The sequence below is a fragment of the Aeromonas sp. 602200 genome (genome assembly GCF_049173895.1).
GTDB classification, from domain to species: Bacteria; Pseudomonadota; Gammaproteobacteria; order Enterobacterales; family Aeromonadaceae; genus Aeromonas; species Aeromonas veronii_A.
The window spans coordinates 141,723-162,744 of record NZ_JAAKSL010000003.1; the positions used below are offsets into that span (position 1 = coordinate 141,723).

15 protein-coding genes and 1 tRNA gene are annotated in these 21,022 nt (G+C 59.6%); 6 read left to right on the forward strand and 10 right to left on the reverse strand.

What is annotated here, in order from left to right:
* Nucleotides 1-258: 258 nt before the first annotated feature.
* From G5221_RS06015 to G5221_RS06025, 3 genes are all read right to left on the reverse strand, one after another.
* The gene (locus G5221_RS06015) at nucleotides 259-471 is read right to left on the reverse strand and encodes a hypothetical protein (RefSeq protein WP_337072592.1); all 213 of its coding nucleotides are present in this window, start codon (nucleotides 469-471) and stop codon (nucleotides 259-261) included.
* 354 nt (nucleotides 472-825) lie between these two features.
* Nucleotides 826-1,353, reverse strand: coding sequence for a hypothetical protein (locus tag G5221_RS06020; RefSeq protein ID WP_005344063.1), 528 nt, complete (start codon nucleotides 1,351-1,353; stop codon nucleotides 826-828).
* Between the two features lie 31 nt (nucleotides 1,354-1,384).
* Nucleotides 1,385-1,777: a hypothetical protein gene (locus tag G5221_RS06025; protein WP_337072593.1), complete on the reverse strand. Its 393-nt coding sequence runs from the start codon at nucleotides 1,775-1,777 to the stop codon at nucleotides 1,385-1,387.
* A 441-nt stretch (nucleotides 1,778-2,218) separates the two neighbouring features.
* Between G5221_RS06025 and G5221_RS06030 the strand changes: the two genes are divergently transcribed.
* Nucleotides 2,219-2,560 (forward strand): DUF805 domain-containing protein, encoded by a 342-nt coding sequence (locus tag G5221_RS06030; protein ID WP_041234118.1) that lies wholly within the window; start codon nucleotides 2,219-2,221, stop codon nucleotides 2,558-2,560.
* Nucleotides 2,561-2,726: 166 nt separating this feature from the next.
* On the opposite strand, the gene G5221_RS06035 is transcribed toward G5221_RS06030, so the two are convergent.
* On the reverse strand, nucleotides 2,727-3,764 hold the full coding sequence (locus G5221_RS06035) for a Mal regulon transcriptional regulator MalI (RefSeq protein ID WP_005344074.1): 1,038 nt from the start codon (nucleotides 3,762-3,764) through the stop codon (nucleotides 2,727-2,729).
* 281 nt (nucleotides 3,765-4,045) lie between these two features.
* On the opposite strand from G5221_RS06035, the gene malX reads away from it, so the two are divergent.
* A complete protein-coding gene (gene malX / locus G5221_RS06040; RefSeq protein WP_075114891.1) occupies nucleotides 4,046-5,617 on the forward strand; it encodes a maltose/glucose-specific PTS transporter subunit IIBC in 1,572 nt (523 codons plus the stop codon).
* 87 nt (nucleotides 5,618-5,704) lie between these two features.
* Nucleotides 5,705-6,895 (forward strand): MalY/PatB family protein, encoded by a 1,191-nt coding sequence (locus G5221_RS06045; protein ID WP_323910586.1) that lies wholly within the window; start codon nucleotides 5,705-5,707, stop codon nucleotides 6,893-6,895.
* 142 nt (nucleotides 6,896-7,037) lie between these two features.
* On the opposite strand, the gene ruvC is transcribed toward G5221_RS06045, so the two are convergent.
* From ruvC to G5221_RS06070, 5 genes are all read right to left on the reverse strand, one after another.
* A complete protein-coding gene (gene ruvC / locus G5221_RS06050) occupies nucleotides 7,038-7,559 on the reverse strand; it encodes a crossover junction endodeoxyribonuclease RuvC (RefSeq protein ID WP_005334512.1) in 522 nt (173 codons plus the stop codon).
* A gap of 115 nt (nucleotides 7,560-7,674) precedes the next feature.
* Nucleotides 7,675-8,724: an efflux RND transporter periplasmic adaptor subunit gene (locus G5221_RS06055; RefSeq protein ID WP_266134033.1), complete on the reverse strand. Its 1,050-nt coding sequence runs from the start codon at nucleotides 8,722-8,724 to the stop codon at nucleotides 7,675-7,677.
* A 15-nt stretch (nucleotides 8,725-8,739) separates the two neighbouring features.
* A complete protein-coding gene (locus G5221_RS06060; protein ID WP_421262962.1) occupies nucleotides 8,740-11,802 on the reverse strand; it encodes an efflux RND transporter permease subunit in 3,063 nt (1,020 codons plus the stop codon).
* 166 nt (nucleotides 11,803-11,968) lie between these two features.
* Nucleotides 11,969-14,308, reverse strand: a complete 2,340-nt coding sequence (locus tag G5221_RS06065) for an acyl-CoA dehydrogenase (RefSeq protein ID WP_421262963.1) — start codon at nucleotides 14,306-14,308, stop codon at nucleotides 11,969-11,971.
* A gap of 48 nt (nucleotides 14,309-14,356) precedes the next feature.
* A complete protein-coding gene (locus G5221_RS06070) occupies nucleotides 14,357-15,010 on the reverse strand; it encodes a TetR/AcrR family transcriptional regulator (protein WP_005334507.1) in 654 nt (217 codons plus the stop codon).
* 471 nt (nucleotides 15,011-15,481) lie between these two features.
* Between G5221_RS06070 and G5221_RS06075 the strand changes: the two genes are divergently transcribed.
* Together G5221_RS06075 and G5221_RS06080 are read left to right on the forward strand one after the other, a co-directional pair.
* The gene (locus G5221_RS06075; protein WP_103422319.1) at nucleotides 15,482-16,222 is read left to right on the forward strand and encodes a phosphatase; all 741 of its coding nucleotides are present in this window, start codon (nucleotides 15,482-15,484) and stop codon (nucleotides 16,220-16,222) included.
* Between the two features lie 89 nt (nucleotides 16,223-16,311).
* Nucleotides 16,312-16,387 (forward strand) — tRNA-Thr (locus tag G5221_RS06080).
* A 40-nt stretch (nucleotides 16,388-16,427) separates the two neighbouring features.
* Here the strand turns inward: G5221_RS06080 and G5221_RS06085 are convergent.
* Nucleotides 16,428-17,624 (reverse strand): ROK family transcriptional regulator, encoded by a 1,197-nt coding sequence (locus G5221_RS06085; RefSeq protein WP_227341022.1) that lies wholly within the window; start codon nucleotides 17,622-17,624, stop codon nucleotides 16,428-16,430.
* 119 nt (nucleotides 17,625-17,743) lie between these two features.
* Here G5221_RS06085 and G5221_RS06090 point away from each other — a divergent pair, with 119 nt between their 5' ends.
* Nucleotides 17,744-21,022, forward strand: coding sequence for a DUF5107 domain-containing protein (locus G5221_RS06090; RefSeq protein ID WP_227341021.1), 3,279 nt, complete (start codon nucleotides 17,744-17,746; stop codon nucleotides 21,020-21,022).

Genomic DNA, 21,022 nt, shown 5'->3' on the forward strand with positions numbered 1-21,022 from the left:
GCCTGACAGGCTTCTGTTGTTGCTGATCGTGTCGTTGCTGCTCAAATCGATGCAGCTTGAATGGGAAGAACGTAGGGCGCAGCGGGCTGATCACCACCATTCTCCTTCAAGTCTGCATCATGTGCACGCTGCTCCACCCCATCACCAACTGGCCTAAATACAACAACTCCTTGATTATCAAAGTCTCACTCACCTTCTTGATGTTCAAGGTGATGTTTAGCCTCACTTTATATAGCAATTCGGGGGCTTATCGGGGGCTTAATAGGTGGTGCAGTTCATGGTGTTATTGAATGGGCCTTGGCGGCAGATGGTTTGTCTTGGTCTGGTGTTCTGCAATACCTGTTGTTGCTGGCGCCCCATCTCGGCGCCTGTAGCCGACAACTGATTGCCGCTGTCGATAAGTGCTTGCCAGCGTGCTTGGTTTGCCTGCTCAAGTGATATGCAGGCGTTGCTGTCGTGGTAGGTTGACATGCACTCAGCGAAACGTGAGGAGGGGGTGCTGCACCCAGTCAAGGTAAGCGCAATCAAGGAACAACAGATTACTGCTTTACGAGTGTTTTTCACGGTGTTGTCTCTCACTTAATGGATAGAAATGTGAACAAGTTCTTTTTCGCACGCAGCTAGGCGTTCACGGGCATCCGTCAAGCAAGCCCTTTAGTGTCTAGCCAGCCTGATAGATAGAATGACGCCACTTTTTCGTTGTCGAAAATCCAGAAACTAAACTGCTAGACGTCAGTGCGCTGTACTTGCATTGTTGGCTCCTGATTAATGTAAAGGCAGGAGCCGTCACAACAGACTCCCGCCCTGAGCAGAGGAAGAGGGTGGTTAGCGTTTGAGGTTCATGCCGAGGAATGAGCCATCTTTGCTAAAGGTACACTCGAAGAAAATCTCGTCACTCTGCCCCGGCACCACGTATTTGCCATGGCTTTTTTCGGCGGGCAGGGTGCTGACATCATCCTTGTATCTTCCCAGATCTTCGGCAGCAAAATTCAGGCAGTAGTTGGGCATCTGGTTGACGGCAAGTCGCTGTTTGTGGTCATGACTCGGGGTTGAAGAGTGAGAGCGTTGTACGACAGCGCCACACTCATCACGTTGCTCGTCACTGATGTCATTGACCTTGCCATGTTTGACGGCCAGGCGGATGCACTGCTGATCTTGTTGGTTCCACCAATATTCGACGGTACTGCTGGGGGCAGAACCTTTTACAAAACCGCGGTCACTCAGTTCCTGTTTGACCCAACCAATATCCTGATAATTAAGATCGGCCGTGTCGGCCGCCATTATCGGCAATGCACAACCAGAGGTGCTCAGCAAAACAGCGATAGCAATATATTTAGAAGATTTCATTTTCATGGGGATGTTCCTGTTAATCATGATAATTAAATTAGGCGTGGCAATTTTCATTGCGTGTGTCAGAGGCATTTTTTACGTCACCATGAACACTTTTCAACTGCAAACATTGATGAGAGTTGTCGTTATACCAGATGGCAAAGGAGGCATGGTTACCGTGATCATTTTGCCAGCCATCGACCATATGAAATCCATGTTGCTGCAATTGATCACTGGCCTGGCTTTCACGCATGCCGGTCAAATCTTGCTGCTCGAATTGTGCTGAGCCGCTCTCTTTTCCTGACTTTTTATGATGCCCGGCATAATAGCCAATCGCACCGGCTGCACCCAATGCTGTTGCACCAATCAAGGCATCACGGGTACTGATATTCGAGCAGCCTGTGGTCAGCAAGGTCATGGTAACAAGGATGGCTAAACTTTTTTTCATATCTCACCTGTTTGGCATTTGTGATGTGGAACGTTGCTTTCTGACCTGAAGCCTAACTGGCCAGTCCAGTGAGATGCCAACTAAAAATAATTATTAAAAACTATTAAAATAAATTAAATCATGAGGTTAGTGAGTGATGTGGGCGGCCAAACGCCCATTTTCAAGCACGTTCGCTGATGCGGTGAGCAAGCTACCTCTCTCAAACTGCGAGGCTCCCATCCAGTGCGAAAGGGGAGGCAGGCAGCAAGTGAGCCATCTGCCAGGACAAGCTCCGCCATCCTCGTTTTTTATATTTTCGCGTTAATATCTTTTAATAATGTTTATTGTGTTGGTACGGCTAACGCTATTGGTTATTGTTGAACTGCTCCGGCCAATTGCGACATAGCGCATTAAAATTGGCACAACAACATTTTTGTTCAGGTACTTATGCCGAGGTGTGTGATGAACTTTTATTTTAAAGCATTCAAAAACTACTTTAATTTCCACGGGCGTGCATCACGTCAGGAATACTTTATGTTCTTGCTGTTCCATACCGTGATTGCTGTGATTTTAACGCAGTTATTCAACTCCCCGGATCATATAAATTATGAGCTTGGCGTGTATGGCTTGCTGACCATTATTCCTTGTGCAGCGCTGGCGGTGCGTCGGATACATGATACCAATCGTACTGGTTGGTATTTGCTGCTCGGTGCTGTCCCCATTATCGGATTTGTGCTATTGCTACTGATTAAATTGCAAAAAGGTTCTGATGAAGCCAACCGCTATGGTGAGGCGTTGCTGTAAATAGATGGCACGGCTTTTTATAGCAATGACAAAACACCGCCAATTGGCGGTGTTTTGTCATATATGGGGATGCCATGAGTGATGGGGTGGGCATCGGCAGATAAGGCCGCTTTACTCATCCAGCTTGTGGTTCAGGCCCCCTTTACTACTCTGCAAGCCTCCTCGCTCAGGCTGACTCACGCTTCTGCAAGTTGGGGGTGATGATATGGCGGTTGGGGGCGAGCTCGGGCTGCTGCATCCGGGTCAGCAGCCGCCTTGCCGCCTGACGGCCGATTTCGCGGGCCGGTGAGCTGACGAAGGTGAGGGCGGGGGAGGTGAGTTCTGCCTCCGCCACATCGTCAAAACCGAGCAGGGCCACCTGCTGGCCGATGTAGTTGTCCTTGCCCACGGTGCGGCCGCTCGCCTCGACGCCATAGATGGCGCCGAGCGCCACCTCGGGGTAGTGGCAGAGCACGGCGGTCACCTTGGGGTGCTGGTGCAGCAGCTGGGCGATGGTGTCGGCGGCGCTGCGTTGGGTGCGCTCGCACTCCAGTACCCATTCCGGTTTGAAGGGGAGGCCATATTGCAGCAGGCTGGCGCAGTAGCCGCCGATCCGCTCGGCGCGGGTGAGGGAGTCGGCCCGCCCGCCGACGTAGGCGATATGGCGGTGCCCCTGCTCGATCAGGTAAGTGGTGGCCTGCTTGGCGGCGTGGGTATTGTCGGGGCCGATAAAGTCCACGTCATCCCGATAGTAGGAGCGGGCGGCGCACACCACCGGCAGCTCGGAATCGAGCAGGGTCTCCAGGGTTTTGGCCGCCGCGCCGCGCACCGGATTGAAGATGATGCCCGCCACCCCCTGCCGTGACAGGGAGTGGATGCTCTGCTGCAGCCGTTCCGGGCTGTGGCCGCACTGGGTCAGAAACAGCAGATAGCCCTGCTGCTCAAGCACCTCGCTCACCCCGGCGGTCACCTCGGTATAGAAGGGGTCGGTGATGTCGCGCAGGATCAGCCCCACCAGATTGGACTGCTGGCTGCGCAGGTTGGCGGCGGCACTGTTGGGCACATAGTCGAGCTCTTTTATCGCCTGCTGCACCCGCTCGGCGGTGGCCGGCGAGATGCGCCCCTTGCCGTTGAGCACCATGGAGACGGTGGTGACCGACACTCCCGCCCGCTGGGCGACATCGGTGATCTTGGTGGCTTTGGCAGAGAGGGATTTGGGCGACATAGGGCGAACGGATGACGGACAGTTGAGAGCGAGGCTCAAGCATACCTGCTCATATGCCCAAGTGAAACGTTACATCACCATCTGGCCGATCCGGCTCACAAATTTGGATCCTGCTGCCAGCCAGCCCCCTTATTCTGTGATCCTGTCGGCACTTGTAAATTGATAAAACGTTTTATCATCCAGCAAAACCTGATGCTGACCCGCGCCTCTGCGTCGAAATTGCCACGAGCAGCCACGGGGAAAGCCGCAGATATTGCTGTCTATTCACAAGGAGCCGTTTCATGGCCAAGCCTCAAGCCAAATCCACCATATGGGAGTTCCTGCAGAGCCTCGGCAAGACCTTTATGTTGCCGGTCGCCCTGCTGGCCTTCTCGGGCATCCTGCTCGGTGTCGGCAGCTCGCTCACCAGCGATGCGGTCAAGCAGAGCATGCCCTTCCTCGACAATACCGTGCTGCAACTGCTGTTCCTCTGGATGACCAAGGTGGGGCTGGTGGCCTTTATCTACCTGCCGGTGATGTTTGCGGTGGCCATTCCGCTCGGGCTGGCGCGAGAAGAGAAGGGGGTCGCGGCCTTTGCCGGTTTCGTCGGCTATGCGGCGCTCAACCTCTCCATCAACTTCTACCTCACCGTGGCCAACGTCATCGGTGACGGGGCGGCGGAGAAGGCCTACGGGGTGAAATCGATCCTCGGTATCAGCTCCATCGACACCGGGATTCTGGGGGCCATCATTGTCGGGGTGATCGTCGCGAAGCTCCACGCCCGTTTCTACACCTACAAGATGCCCGATGCGCTCGCCTTCTTCGGCGGTGCCCGCTTCGTGCCCATCATCACCGCGCTGGTGCTGGGTGTGGTCGGCTTGGTCGTGCCGTTCGTCTGGCCCTGGTTTGCTGCCGGCATCAATGGCATCGGGGCGCTCATCTCCCACGCCGGTCCCTTCGGCCCCTTCCTGTTTGGTACCGGTGAACGTCTGCTGCTGCCGCTCGGCCTGCACCACATTCTGGTGGCGCTTATTCGCTTTACCGAAGCGGGCGGCACCCAGCTGGTATGTGGTCACGAGGTGAGCGGTGCCCTCAATATCTTCTACGCCGAGCTCTCCTGCGCCGATACCAGTGGATTCTCTGTCTCTGCCACCTCCTTCCTCTCGCAGGGCAAGATGCCTGCCTTCCTCGGCGGCTTGCCGGGCGCGGCGCTCGCCATGTATCACTGCGCCCGCCCGGAAAATCGCGGCAAGATCAAGGCGCTGCTGGTCTCCGGCGTGGTGGCCTGCGTCATCGGCGGCATCACAGAGCCGCTGGAGTTCCTGTTCCTGTTCGTGGCACCGGTGCTCTACGTCATTCACGCTATCCTGACCGGTCTGGGCTTTATGACCATGGGGCTGCTCGGCGTCACCATCGGCAACACCGACGGCAACCTGATCGATTTTCTGGTGTTCGGCGTGCTGCAAGGCACCGCCACCAAGTGGTATCTGGTGCCGGTCGCGGCCGCCATCTGGTTTGCCATCTACTACAGCGTGTTCCGCTTCGCCATCGTGCGCTTTAACCTGAAAACCCCGGGCCGCGAGATTGAAACCAGCGAGACTGCCCAGCCCGCAGGCAAGAAGGCCGGCAACAGCGGTTACAACGGTGAAATCATCCTCAACGCCCTGGGCGGTGCCGATAACATTCTGGCGCTCGATAACTGCATCACCCGCCTGCGGATGTCGGTGCAAGACATGAGCCGGGTTGATGACAAGGTATTGAAGGCAAACGGCGCCATCGGGGTGATCAAGCTCGACGAGCACAACCTGCAGGTGGTGATCGGCCCGCAGGTGCATCTGGTGAAAAACCAGCTGCAGAGTCTGATGGGGGCCTGAACCGGCCAATAAGATCCGAACGGGGGGCGCAAGCCCCCCTTGTTTGCCTCTCTCAATATGTCTCCTGTTTATGGAGGGAGAAACTTCATGCACGATATTTATGACTTCGACCATGTGGTCGACCGCCACGGCACCTACTGCACTCAGTGGGACTATGTAGCCGACCGTTTTGGCCATGCCGATCTGCTCCCCTTTACCATCTCCGACATGGATTTCGAGACCGCCCCCTGCATTCGCCAGACCTTGGCAACTCGCCTGGAGCACGGGGTATTTGGCTACAGCCGCTGGAATCACGACGACTTCAAAGGGGCGGTGAGCGACTGGTTTGCCCACCGCCACGGGGCGAGCCTCGACCCCGAGACGCTGGTCTACGGCCCCTCGGTCATCTATGTGATTGCCCAGCTGGTGAGCCTCTGGTCGGCGCCGGGTGAGGGGGTGCTGGTGCATACCCCCGCCTACGACGCCTTCGGCAATATGCTGACTGCCAACGACAGGGTGCTGCTGCCCTGTCCGCTCAAAAAAACAGAGGGGAGCTACCAGATCGACTGGGCCTGCTTCGAGCAGCAAGCCGCTCGTCCCGATTGCCGGATTTTGCTGCTCTGCAGCCCCCACAACCCCACCGGCCGGGTCTGGACGCGGGATGAACTGGGCCGGATGGCCGCCATCTGTCAGCGCCACGGGGTCAAGGTGATCTCGGACGACATCCATATGGATGTGAGCTTTGCCCGCTACCTGCCGTGGAGCGAGGTGGCACCGGACGATCACTGGGCGCTGGTGAGCTCGGGCTCCAAATCCTTCAATATTCCCGCCCTTGGCGGCGCCTACGCCTTTATCGCCAACGCCGCGGCGCGGGCCTCCTATCTGCAGCGGCTCAAGGCGGCCCATGGCCTATCATCGCCGCCCATTCTCGGGGTGCTGGCCCATATCAGCGCCTATCGGGACGGGGCTGCCTGGCTCGATGCGCTCAAATCCTACCTGCACGGCAATCTCGCCCACGTAGCGGCGCGCCTCAACGCAGCCTTCCCCGCCATCGACTATCGGGTGCCCGAGGGAACCTATCTCGCCTGGATTGACTTGAACGGTCTTGGCATCGACACCACCGAACGGATGAATGAATTGCAAACCTTGCTGGTGGAGAAATACCGGGTCGCCATCATGCGCGGCGACACCTACGGCCCCGAAGGCACAGGCTATATCCGCCTCAACGTCGGCTGCCCGCGCTCGAAGGTTGACCAGGGGCTCGACGCCCTGATCGGCGCGCTGGGGGAGGTGGGGTAGAGCAAATCCATTCAACATGAGAAACATAACGGGGCCATCAGTGATGGCCCCGTTATGTGGGGAAATATAAAAAACCGCCCCGGATTTACGGGGCGGTTTTTTATTTTGCGATACCGAGATGAGTCGTGGACGACACAAGGGCTCAGCGATAGCGGCCACGTACCGAGCTGCTGGCACGGCCGGCCATCTTGATCAGGCTCTGGCGGGTGTGCAGGTGGCAGAGCGCGACGCCGAGGGCATCCGCCGCATCCGCCTGCGGGGTGGCGGAGAGTTTCAGCAGATGGGTCACCATATGCTGCACCTGCTCCTTGGCGGCACCGCCAGTGCCCACCACTGCCTGCTTGATCTGGGTAGCAGAGTATTCGCTCACCGGCAGATAGGCGTTGACCGCGGCGACGATGGCGCTGCCCCGGGCCTGCCCCAGTTTCAGGGCCGAGTCGGCGTTGCGGGCCATAAAGACCCGCTCGATGGCAAACTCGGTGGGTTTGAACTGGGTGATGATCTCGCATACCCCGTCATAGACCTGCTTGAGGCGCTCCGGCAGCTCGCCGCAATCGGTGCGGATGCAGCCAGAGCCCAGGTATTCGGCCTTGCCGCCCACGACCCGGATAACCCCGTATCCGGTGATCCGCGATCCCGGATCGATGCCCAAAATAATGCTCATGGGTGTTGATTGCTCTAAACGCGAGTGATGGCCGCCAAGATAGCAAACTGTGGCCCGTTTGGCTGTATGTCCCGGGTCAAGCGGGCAAAGATTGGCCAGCCTGCGTCGAGCGTGGTTAGCCCTTGAACAGCGCTATGGTGTCGCCATCCTGCAGGCTGCCCGCGCCGCGCACCACCACCCGATCCCCCTGCTTGAGGGCGCCGCTCACCGCCACCTGCTGGCTGTCGCCAAACAGCACGGTGACCGGCACCCGATTCACTTTGAGCGATTTGCCGCTTCTCGCCACCTGATAGACCACGCTGCCATCGGTGCCGAGCACCAGAGCGTCCCGGGGCAGCAGCATGCTCTGCTGATCCCCCAGTGGCAGGGCAACCCGTACCGGCGAACCGATGATGAAGTTGCCCGCTTCCGGTTTGAGGCGCAGCTCGATGAGGCGCGATTTGGGATCGGCGCTGGCGGCCCGCTGGTAATAGACGCCGTGACCGCTCAACTGCTCCCCCTCCACCCGCAGCCGGGTTTGCGGCGCCAGCTGCTGGGCCCAGAGAATGGGGGCCTGCAGGCGGATATCCGGCTGATCCGGGTTGACCAGCTCCAGCGCCTGCTCGCCCGCGTCCACATGCTCGCCGGGCTGGATGAAGTGGTTGTTCACCACCCCGTCGAACGGGGCATAGATGTGGCTGCGGCGCAGCTGTTCTTCAATCTGGTTTACCTGTATGGCGGCCAGTCGCTCGGCCAGCGCGGCCTGCTCCACATCGTAACTGGCCTTGTCGTACTGGCTCTGGGAGGCGCTCTTTTGCTGGTGCAGCCGGGTGATCCGCTGGGATTCGGCGCGGGCGAAGCGCAGGTTGCTCTGCCATTTCGCCTGCTCGGCGCGAGCCTGCTCCAGCGAGAGGCGCAGCGCCGTGCTGTCGAGGCGCAGCAGCTCGTCCCCTTTTTTGACCCGGCTGCCAAATTCGGCGATCCACTCCACCCGGCCGCTCACTTCGGCGCTGAGCGCCGCTTGCTGGCGACTCGCCACCGTGCCGCTGACCCAGATATTGGCGGCCGCATCCCCTTGGGTCACATCCGCCAGGGTCACCATCTTGCCCTGATCGGCCAATACCGGTAGCGTGCTGCCTGCTATCAGCACAGCGCCAGCCAACATTCGGGTAATCATATGTGTCATCGATGAGCTCCTTGCTCAGGCCCGCTGGCGCAGGGGTTGTGGGATCGCCACCTGCTCCCCGAGACGCAGGAAGGCAGGCAACAGGATCAGGGTAAACAGGGTGCTGCAGCTCATGCCGCCGACAATGACGGTGGCGAGCCCGCGGTAAATTTCGCTCCCCTCGCTCGGGCTCAGCATCAGCGGCAGCATGCCGAAGATGCTGGTGAGACTGGTCATGGCGATGGGACGCATCCGGCTTTGCAGGGCATCGGCCACCGCCAGCTGGCGGCTCATGCCGTCCCGCTCGGCGGTGCGGGTCTGATGCACCAGCAGGATGGCGTTGTTGACCACCAGTCCCAGCAGGATGACAAAGCCGATGATGGTGAGCAGATCCATCGGCAGCGGCACCAGCAGCCCGCTCAGTTGCAGTGCCAGCACGCCGCCAACTGAGGCAAGGGGCAGGGTGAGCAGCACCAGCAGGGCATCCTTGAGGGAGGCAAACACTCCCCACAGCAGCACCAGCAGGATCACCACGGCAAACAGGAAGATGGTCCCCAGATTGTCGAGCGCCTGTTGCAGGCTGTCGGCATTGCCGGCAATGCGCAGCTCGCCACCGGCGGGCAGCAGGGGACGGATGGCGGCAAAACTGCGGTTTTTCAGGGTGTCGATCACCTGCTCCATGGTCATGCCCGCCGGGGGCGCTATCTGCAGGCTGATGCTGCGCCGCCCATCGGCCCGGAAGATGCTGGCCGGGCCCATGTCGTGCTCCACCCGCAACAGCTCGCCAAGGGGAACGATGCGCCCGGAGGGGGTGGCCAGCGGCACTGCCTTCAGCTCGTCCGGATTGGCGGAGCTCTGCCCCATCAGCATGATGTCGAGCCGATCCTCGCCATCGAAATACTCGCCGACCCGCAAGCCGTCGCCAAAGGTCTGGATGATGGTGGGCAGGGGTGTGCGATCCCAGCCCACTTCGGCGAGGCGCCGATCTTGCGGCACCAGTTTGAGCTCGGGGGCGGTGAAGTCGAGACTCGGTTCGGGCCGGATCTGTGCTCCCGGCAGGTCCTTGCTGAGGATCCCCATGCTGGCACGGGCCGCCTGATAGAGCTCGGGCAGGTTACCCCCCTGCAGCAGCAGGGAGACGCCGTTCTCGCTGTCAAAGCCGCCAAACAGCGACCCCTGACCGCCGAACACCCGTGTGTCGGGAATACCCACCAGCAGCTGTTTCATCAACAGGCTCTCCAGCTCCTTGATGCGGTTTTCGTCTTTGGGGCGCACGCCAATCTGGGCGCCCCCCGGGTAGCGCAAGATGTAGTAGTTCTTGAGGGCAGGCTCTTTCTCCCCCTTCATGTAGGGGGCGAGGCGGGCGATCAGGGTATCGATCACCTCTTCGCGCTGGGCCTTGAGGTTGACCCCGGGGGTGAAGTTCATCCAGACATCCACCGCGTCCCGTTTCACGTCCGGCAGATAGTCCATCTTGGGCAGCAGCGCCCAGGTGGCCAGTGCCGGCAGACTCATCATCAGGGTGATGACCGTCCAGCGTTGGCGTGAGGTCGAGGTCCAGCGGATCACATGACGGGTGGTGCGCTGCCACAGCGACGCATAGGGGTCGGTCAGTGTTTCATGTCCCATCCAGCGCGCCGCCACCGCAGGCAGCACGATGACGGCGACCAGCATGGAGACCGTTACGGCGCAGGCGATGGTCAGCGCCAGATCGGCAAACAGTTGGCCCTCCACATCGTTGAGCAGCAGCACCGGCAGGAAGATGGCGACCGTGGTGAGGGTGGATGCCACCAGCGCCGTCCACACCTGACGGGTACCTTCGAGCGCCGCCTCCGCCTTGCTCAAATCCCCCCGCTCGTGGCGCCGGTAGATACTCTCCAGCACCACGATGGCGGCGTCGAGCACCATGCCGACGGCAAAGGCGATGCCTGCCAGCGAGATGATGTTGAGGGTGCGATCCATCACCTTGAGCAGGCAGAAGGTGAGCATGATGCTGATGGGGATGGCGAGGGCAATCATCAGGGTCGCCTTGAGCTGGCGCAGGAAGAGCCAGAGGATGGTGCAGGAGAGCAGCACCCCGAGCCCCAGGTTGGCAGTGACCATGCTGACGGCGCGATTAATGTAGAGGGAGGCATCGAATGACTGCTCCATGTGCAGCCCGACCGGCTCCAGCACCTCGCGGTTGAGCTCGTTCACCCGGGCCTTGATCGCCTCAAGGGAGGCCAGGGCATTGGCGCCGCTCTCCTTGAAGATCTGGGCGGCGATGGCGGTATTGCCGTTCTGGATCCGCAGCACCGGGTTCTCTTCCCTGGCCACCCTTACCTCCGCCACATCCCGCAGATAGATGGGCAGGCCATTGCGCCAGTCCACCACCTTGTCCCCCAGCGTCTCGACATCGTAACGACCGGCGAAGCGCAGCTTGTACTCCCAGCGACCGATGTCGAGGGTACCGGCCGACACGTCCCAGCCGGTGGTGGCGCGGCTGGCCAGCACCGGGATCTCCACCCCCAGCTCGGCGGCGCGATAGGGGTCGAAGCGGATCTGGATCTGACGCTCATTGATCCCCTCGACTGCGACCGTCGAGACCCCTTCGATGCGTTCCAGCTCGGGTTTGACCCGCGCCTCGATCAACGCCTGATGATCATCGATCACCCCTTTGGCGCCGGGCAGTTGCTGGATGAAGAAGAAGGTGAGGGTATCGTTGCTGCTATAGTTGTTGACGTAGGGGCCGCCGATCTTGTCCGGCAATCCCGAGACCCGGTTCAGTCGCGAAATCACGTCGAGTTGGGCCCGTTGCATGTCTGTGCCGAGGGCAAACTCCATGTCGATTTCGGTAAAGCCGGGATAGCTGTTGCTGACAAGGCTCTTGAGCCCTTGCACCCCCTGCATCTCCTGTTCGATGGGGTCGGTGATCTCCGACTCCATCTCCTGGGGCGAGGCTGAACGCCAGCTCACTGAGATGTTGAGGTGTGGACGGTCGATGTCGGGGAACAGCTGGATCGGCAGTCCCCGGATGCTGAGCAGGCCCAGCAGGAAAATCAGCACGATCGAGACCGCCACCCAGATGGGGCGTTCGATCGCCGTTTTGGCGAGGTTCATTCACTCTTCCTGAGTTGTTGTTATCGGCCATTCCGCTGGCCTTGCTTCCAAAGCCCCTGCAACAGGGACTCAAGCATTTAACTGGAATTCTCCCGGCTTGTAAATGCATGGTTAACAAACAAAAAACCGGCCACGAGGGCCGGTTTGGTACTGGTTTGCCAGGGGATCAGGCTGCGTGCCCGACCTGGTTTGGCTGCTTGTTTGCTTGCTGGGAGAAGCCTTCCAGCTCGCCCGGGGCGAAGTTGTCTACCTGAATCGCTTCGTAGCGCAGGGCATCGGCGGCCAGCAGCTTGTCCGCTTCGTCCTTGCTCAGGATGGAACCGGCCAGTGCGGCGGCAACCAGCTCCGGCAGCGCCAGTTTGCGGGGCAGTTTGCCCTCTTTCTGGGCCTGCACCAGCTTCTTCTCGTAGGGCTGCACGGAGACCATGGCCTGGAAGGCGCGCTCCATCAGACCGACCGGATCCGCATCGTCCTTGCCGACGTAGCACAGCGCCGTCAGACGGTCGCGGAACTCGCCCGGCTTCATCATGGCCAGACAAATGGCGTGGCAGCGATCGTCGGCCGGCATCTTGTAACCGACGCCAAACGGGAACACCACGCGCTTGAGTACGGCACCCACCACCTTGTTCGGGAAGTTCTGGAAGAAGCCCTCGAACGCCTTGCCAATCAGGTAGAGGTTGCGCTCTACCGCGTACTGCACGAACGGCAGATCGGAGACCATGCGACCCTGATCCTCGTAATGCTTGAGGGTGGCGGAGGCCAGATAGAGGTGGCTCAGCACGTCACCCAGACGGGCGGAGATCATCTCCTTGCGCTTGAGATCGCCACCCAGCATCAGCATGGAGACGTCGGCGCACAGGGCCAGCCCTTTACTCATGCGGGAGAGTTGCTTGTAGTAGCGGGCGGTTTCGCCAGCTACCGGTGCGCTGTTGAACTGGCCCAGAGTCAGCCCCTGGAACAGGGAACCGAAGAAGTTGCCGGCGCCAAAGGCGATGTGTTTCATCAGCAGGGCGTCAAACTTCTCAAGACCGCGTTCCACGTCGGTATCGGCCGCCGCTTCCAGCTCGGCAAAGACATACGGGTGGCAGCGGGTAGCCCCTTGCCCGAAGATCATCAGGTTGCGGGTCAGGATGTTGGCCCCTTCCACCGTGATGGCGACCGGAATACCCATGTAGGCGTAGCCGGTGTAGTTTTTCGGGCCCAGCTGGATGGCGCGACCGGCGTGGATGTCCATGGAGTCATCCATGATCTGGCGTGCCATTTCGGTCATGTGGTACTTGGAAATCGCGGTGACGATGGCCGGTGCCTGACCCAAGTCCAGCGAACCGGCGGTCATGCGACGGGCCCCTTCCAGCTGATAGGTGAGGCCGCCGATGCGAGCCAGCGCCTCTTGCACCCCTTCAAACTTGCCGATGGACATGCCGAACTGCTTGCGTACATAGGAGTAGGCACCCACGGTGCGGCTCGCCATATGACCGCAAGCGGTGCCAAGGGCAGGCAGCGAGATGCCGCGACCGGCGGAGAGGCACTCCACCAGCATGCGCCAGCCACGACCGGCGTAATCCGGGCCGCCGATGATCCAGTCGAGCGGAATGAACACATCCTTGCCGAAAGTCGGGCCGTTCAGGAACGCCAGACCCATGGGGTAGTGACGATCGCCAACGCGCACACCGGGGTGGCTGGTTGGGATAAGCGCGCAGGTGATGCCGAGCTCTTCCTTGTCACCCAGCAGCTTTTCCGGGTCATAGAGTTTGAACGCCAGCCCCAGCACGGTAGCGCGCGGCGCCAGGGTGATGTAGCGCTTGTTCCAGTTGAGGCGAATACCCAGCACCTCTTCACCCTTGTGCATCCCCTTGCAGACGATCCCCTTGTCAGGAATGGCGCCCGCATCGGAGCCCGCTTCCGGCCCGGTCAGGGCGAAGCAGGGCACTTCCTTGCCATTGGCCAGCCCCGGCAGCCAGAAATCTTTCTGGGCCTGGGTGCCGTAGTGCATCAACAGCTCGCCCGGGCCGAGGGAGTTCGGCACCATGACGGTAACCGCCACGCTCAGGCTCTTGGTGGCGATGCGGGTAACGATGGTGGAGTTGGCAATCGCCGAGAACTCGCGGCCGCCATAGGATTTCGGGATGATCAGGGAGAAGAAGCCTTCCTTCTTCAGATAGTCCCACACCGGCTCCGGCAGGTCTTTGGTTTCGTTGACGATCTTGAAGTCATCAACCATGGCGAGCAGGGTTTCGACCTGATTGTCGATAAAGGCCTGCTCCTCTGCGGTCAGCTCGGCCTTGCCGTAGCCGTGCAGTTTTTTCCAGTCGGGGTTGCCGCGAAACAACTCGCCATCCCACCAGACGGAGCCGGCTTCCATGGCCTCCCGCTCGGTAGCTGACAAGGGCGGCAGTATCTTTTTGAAGATGCCGAACACCGGACGGGTTACCACCTTTTTACGGATGGAGGGTACGCCGAGCACAACGGCTATCGCCAGCACCAGCAGGACAAGCAATGTGATCATACCGAAGTTCCTTCTATTTCACTGTTTCCGTTGATTTATAGTTGGTTGTTACACGGCCAGGGAGAGCCTGGTCGACTCCACGGGCGCCCCGACTCCGGACGCCAGATAAGGAATAACGTTGCGCACCAGCCCTTCCACATCGAGCTGCTGGCCAAAGTCGGCCAGGGCGATGTCGCGCAGGGCATCGGCAGAGGCCATGGTGAATACGACGGTGCCCAGGGTGAAGTGCAGGCGCCAGAAGAGATCCGCGGGCGACAGGGCCGGATTGGCCTTGGAGATGGCCTGGGTGATCCGCTGCAAAATGGGGCCATAGTGGGCGGTGATAAAGCGGCGCAGGTGGCCCTGGCTGTCGATATAGCCGCGCCCCAGCAGCTGCATAAAGATGGCCGGGCCGTTGGCTCGCACCGCCGAGAGTTTCATCAGTGGCTCTACAAAACTTTCAAACAGTTGCAGCAGGGTCAGCTGCTCTTGCTCCATCAGTACCCGCAGGCGAGCATCAAGATCGGGCATAAACAGGCTCAGATAGCGGTCGAGCACCGCCTGGATCAGCTCCTTCTTGGAGCCGAAGTGATAGTTCACCGACGCCAGATTAACGTCGGCCTCGCTGGTGATCAGACGCAAAGAGGTATCGGCGAATCCCCGCTCGGCAAACAGCACTTCAGCGGCGTCGAGAATACGGTTTTTGGTATCGATTTTACTCACTGGACACCTCACTTAAACGAATGTTTAAAAAGTACGTTTCATAACGTGAAGTGTCAAGAGAATGTGAATGGGTGTTAGCGGAATGTTTTTCGATGAAAAAAGCAAAGTGGGCGGAACTTAGTCAAAAAGCAGGACTCTATATCTATGCCACTGCAATTAAACATTAAGTCTCGCCCAACCTGCTCCATGCTAGTTGGGCTTTTTTTTTTGCGCGTTTGTTACCGGTTTGCGGTTTGCAGGCAAAAAAAAACCGCCGCAGGGCGCGACGGTGGGGAAAGTGAGTTCGCGTCATCCTGACGGCAAACTGTCGATGCGAGTTCAGGCATGTATCGACGGAGGCAGTATGCCAGCCAGAGCCCCTCAGACTATGTCAGCTTCGCGGTATTTTGTGACAAAGTGTGGCAAGCACTGGCGTGGCCCAATTCCCCCTACTTTGTTATGCTGCCCCTTCAAAATATGAGGGGAGAGAAGATGAAGTACCCGGTCGATACCCACACTCACACCATTGCCAGCACCCATGCCTACAGTACCATCCACGACTATCTGCCGATAGCCAGGGCCAAGGGGATCAAGCTGTTCGCCACCACGGATCATGGCCCCGAGATGGCCGATGCCCCTCATGTCTGGCACTTTGCCAACTTGCCGATATTGCCAAGAGTGGTGGATGGGGTAGGGATCCTGCGGGGTATCGAGGCCAACATCAAAAACCTGGAGGGGGAGATCGATTTTCCCGAGCGCTATGAGTCGCGCCTCGACATGATCATGGCGGGTTTTCATGAGCAGGTATTCCCTCCCTGCGATCAGGCTACCCACACCCAGGCGATGATCAACGCCATCAAGAGCGGTCGGGTCGACATGATCAGCCACCCGGGCAACCCTTCATTTCCCATCGACATTCAGGCGGTGGTCAAGGCGGCAGCTGACTATCGGGTAGCGCTGGAGATCAACAACTCCTCCTTCATTCATTCCCGTCCGGGGAGCGAAGGCAACTGCCGTGCCATAGTCGAAGCCGCGCGAGATCTGGGGGCCTATCTCACTTTCGGCTCCGATTCCCACGTGGCATTTACTCTTGGCGATTTTGGCCACTGCCACCGTCTGGTAACCGAAGCGGGCTTCCCGCAAGAGCGGCTCCTGGTGCGCTCCCCCCGCGCCCTGCTCGAATTTCTCGAAAGCCGCGGCCGTGCCCATATCCCCGAGTTTGTCGATCTGTAAATCGGGCGCTAACACCATGAGCCAACTCATAAAATCGAGCTGGCTCAATTGACTTGCCGGTCATTTTTTATGAATGTGGAGAGCAACAAGCCGGTATAGCTCAGTTGGTAGAGCAGCGCATTCGTAATGCGAAGGTCAGGAGTTCGATTCCCCTTATCGGCACCAGATCGTGAGGGCAGGTTTCATTTGTGAAACCTGCCCTTTTTTACATGGCTTTTGCCAAGGCTCGCTCCACATAGAGATAGCCAATCCCCATCACCTGCTGGGCGCGGCTGAGCTGGCCGAAACGGATATGGGTGGCGTTGACCGCATCGCTGCAGTCGAACGGGTTGGCGCCGGTCTGACTGACGATCGTTTGCAGCCAGGTTTCACCGAAGTGGCAGCTGCGGCCATAAAGCCAGATGCGGTTGATGTTGAGGATATTGAGGAAGTTGTAGAGGCTCAGGCCAATGGCGCGGGCCCCTTCGTCCACCAGAGCGCGGATCATGGCATCCCCCTGATGGTAGAGCGTGAGCAGTTGGGCGGTATCCAGCTCTACACCAGTCTGCGCCGGGTTGTCGGCACAGGCTTGTTGTTTGAGAAAGACCCGGGCCCGTTTCTTGATGGCAAACAGCGAGGCGACTGTCTCCAGGCAACCATAGCGGCCGCAGGCACAGGCGCTGCCGTCCGGATTGATGATGGTGTGCCCTATCTGGCCGCTGCCAAACAGGGCGCCCCGGTAGATCTGGTCGTTGATGATAAAGGCCGAGCCGATACCGTAATCGACGTTGATGACGCAAAAATCCCCGTTCCCTTCCCGGTCCTGCCACTTCTGAGCCAGCGCCAGCATGATGCAGTCGTTATCCACCATCACCTCGCAACCCAGCCGCTCCTCCAGCAGGTACTTGAGCTCGACCGGTGCGTGCCAGGGTGCTTGCGGCATGGTTTGTGATACCCCGGTCGCCGGGTTGACCTGACCGTGTACCGCCAAGGCCAGCCGGATCGCCAGTCCCTTGTGGCGGCGCTTGTGCTGGTAGTAGTGCGCTTCAATCAGGTGCAGCAGCTCATCGGGGGTTTGCGGGGCAATCTTCTGGCCGCAGAACTCACCCAGTGGGGTGATCAGGTTATCCACCAGGATGCTCTCCAGATGGGTGGGGCTGATATTGAGGCAAAGAATGGCCCCCTGGCCGCTGGCAATGCGGTAGCTGCCGCCATTGATGCCGCGCTGGGAGAGGTTCTGATCGCTGTGGCTGATGGCGCCATCGGCCACCAACTCGTCAAGGATCTTGCTGACCGCAGGAATGGAGAGTTCGCAGTGGCGCGCCAGGGTGGACTTGCTCGCCTCTTTTAGCTGATAGAGCAGGGCAAGCAGCACCTGCTTGTTGTGGTGGCGGACCTTCTGGTTGTTCAACCCTATGCTCATCGCTTCACTAAACTCTGTTTACTATATTGCGTGATCTTTCAGCAATTAATGCAGGTTTAACCATTCTAATCTGGTCTTACTGAAAACTTTACTAACAAATGTTGAGTGAGGCGAGATTAATGAGAGCTGATGTCAAGGTCTGGGTAGAGACCATCTCACTGCCGACCTACGAGGTAGGCGCCGAAGATCCCAACCCCATGTTTCTCGAGAAGCGGGTCTATCAGGGCTCCTCGGGGGCTGTCTATCCCTATGGGGTGATCGACACCCTCACCGGCCAGAAGCAGATGAAGTCCTATCAGGCGGTCTGGCTGGAGAACGACTTTATCAAGGTGATGCTGCTGCCGGAGTTGGGGGGGCGTATCCACCGTGCCTACGACAAGGTGATGAATCGCGACTTCGTCTATTACAACGAGGTGATCAAACCGGCGCTGGTGGGGTTGGTGGGACCCTGGATTTCCGGCGGTATCGAGTTCAACTGGCCGCAGCACCACAGACCCACCACTTTCATGCCGGTGGACTTCACCATTACGGAACGGGAGGGCGGCGCCAAGACCGTCTGGCTCGGCGAGGTGGAGCCGATGCGTGGTCTGCAGGTGATGGCGGGCTTTACCCTCTATCCCGACAAGGCGCTCATCGAGATCACTGGCAAGGTGTTCAACGGCAACGACACGCCGCGCCACTTCCTCTGGTGGTCCAACCCGGCGGTGAAAGGGGGCGATGCCCACCAGAGCGTCTTTCCGCCCGATGTGACCGCCGTCTACGATCACGGCAAGCGCGACGTCAGCGCCTTCCCCATCGCCCGCGGCACCTACTACAAGGTGGACTACTCCGCCGGGGTCGATATCTCCCGTTACCGCAATATTCCGGTGCCCACCTCCTATATGGCGGACAAGTCTGACTATGACTTCGTCGGCGCCTACTGCCATGACGAACAGGGCGGCCTGTTACACGTGGCGGATCACCACGTTTCGCCGGGCAAGAAGCAGTGGAGCTGGGGCAACTGTGACTTCGGTCTGGCCTGGGATCGCAACCTGACCGATGACAGCGGCCCCTACATCGAGCTGATGACCGGGGTCTATACCGACAACCAGCCTGACTTTACCTGGCTGGATGCGGGGGAGGAGAAGGTGTTTGTGCAGAACTTCCTGCCCTACAACACCCTCGGTACCCTGCAAAACGCCAACACCCGCGCCGCCATCAAGCTGGAGCGTAGCGATGACGGCCTCGTCTGCGGAGTCTATGCGGTGGCGCCGCTTTGCGGGGCCCAGTTCGAGGTAAGTGACGAGAGTGGCGTGCTGTTCACCCAGATGCTGGATCTGCAACCGGGTCAGGCCTGGCTTGAGCCGCAGGCCATCACCAGCGAGGGACGTTTGCAGGTACGCCTGCTGGATGAGCAGGGCCAGCCGATCCTGAGCTATCTCGAGCATCAGCCCGCGGGCGAAGCCCTGCCTGATCCTGCCACCGCGCCGGAGCCCGCCATCAATCTCGACTCGGTCGACGAGCTCTACTTCATCGGCCAGCATCTTGAGCAGTATCTGCACGCCAGCCGTTCGCCCTTTGATTACTACCTGCGGGCACTGGAGCTGGATGGCGGCGACTATCGCTGCAACCTGGCGCTGGCAACGCTGGAGTACAACCGCGCCAACTATGAGCAGGCGCTGACCTACGTCAATCAGGCGCTGGTCCGTGCCCATCGCCTCAACAAGAACCCCCAGTGTGGCAAGGCGAGCTTGCTGCGTGGCCATATCGAGGAACGTTTGGAGCAGTTCGATGCCGCCTTCGATGACTTCTACAAGGCGACCTGGAGCGGTAACTGCCGCGACAGTGGCTTCTTCGGGCTGGCCCGTATCGCCATGGTGCGCCGGGATCCCGCGCAAGCGCTGCAATTTGTCGAGCGCAGCCTCGCCGTCAACGGCACCCACTACGGCGCTATCGCCCTCAAAGGGTTGGCGCTGCTGGAGTCTGGTGAGCAGGAGGCGGCCATCGCCTATATCGACGAGCAGCGCGTTCGTTATCCACTTCACTATCAGCTGGCCTTCCTGCGCTGGCTGGCAAGCGAGCAGCCGACCGATCTCGAGGCGCTGCGCACCCTGTGCAACGGGCGCGGAGTGAATCTCTGCTTCCTGGCAAGCGATCTGCTGGCATTGGGACGTCCCGAGCTGGCGCAGCAACTGCTCTCAACACTGCCGGTGGAGGAGACCCTGCCGCTGCTGTTCCAGGCTGCATTGTTGCCGGAAGGTGAGGCGCAGGATGCCCTGCTGGCGCGAGCCGAGCAGGCCTTTAGCCGCAAGGTGCGCTTCCCCAATACCCTTGGCGAGGTGGCCATGCTGGCGCAACTGCCACACAGCTGGTTTGCCAGCTACCTGCTGGGCTGCTTCCACTACAGCAAGCGCAGCTACCCGCAAGCCATTGCCCTGTGGCAGCAGGTGTGCGAGCTGGCGCCCGGGTTTGCCCCAGCATGGCGCAACCTTGGCATCTATCACTTCAACAAGAGCGGCGATCCGGTGGCGGCCGAGCAGTGTCTGAGCCGGGCCTTTTCCCTCAAGCCGGATGATGCCCGTTTGCTGTTTGAACTGGATCAACTGCACAAGCGCTGCGCCATGGCGCCAAGCGAGCGGTTGGCGCTGCTGGAGGCGCATCGTGAGGTGGTCCTCAAGCGCGACGACCTGACCGCTGAACTGCTCAGTCTCTATCACATCACCGGCCAGCTGGAGGCGGCGGCAGAGATCTTGCGGCTGCGCGAATTCCACCCCTGGGAGGGGGGCGAGGGTAAGGTGACCGGTCAGTACCTCATCAATCAGCAACGCCGGGCGTTGGCGTTGATGATTCAGGGACGCCACGAGCAGGCTATTCCGTTGCTGCAACAGGCGTTGCACTACCCCCTCAATCTGGGAGAGGGACGTCTGGTTGGGCAGACCGACAACGATATCCATTACCTGTTGGCGCTCTGCCATCTGGCCTGTGATAACCAGAGTCTGGCGGCCCAGTGCCTGCAACTGGCCTGTCTGGGTCAGGGGTCGCTGGGGGCCAGCCGCTACTACAACGATCAGCCGGTGGATTATCTCTTCTATCAGGGTATGGCGCTGGCACGTCTTGGTCGGGTTGCGGAGGCGCAGCGTCTCTTTGAAGGAATGGTCGGCTGGGCCGAGCAGGCGATGGGCGAGTCGATCGAGGCGGACTTCTTCGCCGTCTCACTGCCGGATCTCATCGTGCTGGATGACGACCCGCAGCACAAACATCGCCAGCACTGTCTGCTGGTCAGAGCACTCGGTCTGTTGGGGCTGGGTCAGCGGGATGGTTGTGAACAGACCTTGCGAGAGCTGCTCACCCTTAACCCGGCTCACGACAAGGGACACCTCTTTGCCCTGATCTGCCGCGAGCTGTCACTCCACTCATAA

What these genes read in the sequence shown, in the direction of transcription:
- G5221_RS06015 (WP_337072592.1), bottom strand. Translation starts at nt 471, where the DNA reads ATGTCAACCTACCACGACAGCAACGCCTGCATATCACTTGAGCAGGCA.
- G5221_RS06020 (WP_005344063.1), bottom strand. Translation starts at nt 1,353, where the DNA reads ATGAAAATGAAATCTTCTAAATATATTGCTATCGCTGTTTTGCTGAGC.
- G5221_RS06025 (WP_337072593.1), bottom strand. Translation starts at nt 1,777, where the DNA reads ATGAAAAAAAGTTTAGCCATCCTTGTTACCATGACCTTGCTGACCACA.
- G5221_RS06030 (WP_041234118.1), top strand. Translation starts at nt 2,219, where the DNA reads ATGAACTTTTATTTTAAAGCATTCAAAAACTACTTTAATTTCCACGGG.
- G5221_RS06035 (WP_005344074.1), bottom strand. Translation starts at nt 3,764, where the DNA reads ATGTCGCCCAAATCCCTCTCTGCCAAAGCCACCAAGATCACCGATGTC.
- malX (WP_075114891.1), top strand. Translation starts at nt 4,046, where the DNA reads ATGGCCAAGCCTCAAGCCAAATCCACCATATGGGAGTTCCTGCAGAGC.
- G5221_RS06045 (WP_323910586.1), top strand. Translation starts at nt 5,705, where the DNA reads ATGCACGATATTTATGACTTCGACCATGTGGTCGACCGCCACGGCACC.
- ruvC (WP_005334512.1), bottom strand. Translation starts at nt 7,559, where the DNA reads ATGAGCATTATTTTGGGCATCGATCCGGGATCGCGGATCACCGGATAC.
- G5221_RS06055 (WP_266134033.1), bottom strand. Translation starts at nt 8,724, where the DNA reads ATGACACATATGATTACCCGAATGTTGGCTGGCGCTGTGCTGATAGCA.
- G5221_RS06060 (WP_421262962.1), bottom strand. Translation starts at nt 11,802, where the DNA reads ATGAACCTCGCCAAAACGGCGATCGAACGCCCCATCTGGGTGGCGGTC.
- G5221_RS06065 (WP_421262963.1), bottom strand. Translation starts at nt 14,308, where the DNA reads ATGATCACATTGCTTGTCCTGCTGGTGCTGGCGATAGCCGTTGTGCTC.
- G5221_RS06075 (WP_103422319.1), top strand. Translation starts at nt 15,482, where the DNA reads ATGAAGTACCCGGTCGATACCCACACTCACACCATTGCCAGCACCCAT.
- G5221_RS06085 (WP_227341022.1), bottom strand. Translation starts at nt 17,624, where the DNA reads ATGAGCATAGGGTTGAACAACCAGAAGGTCCGCCACCACAACAAGCAG.
- G5221_RS06090 (WP_227341021.1), top strand. Translation starts at nt 17,744, where the DNA reads ATGAGAGCTGATGTCAAGGTCTGGGTAGAGACCATCTCACTGCCGACC.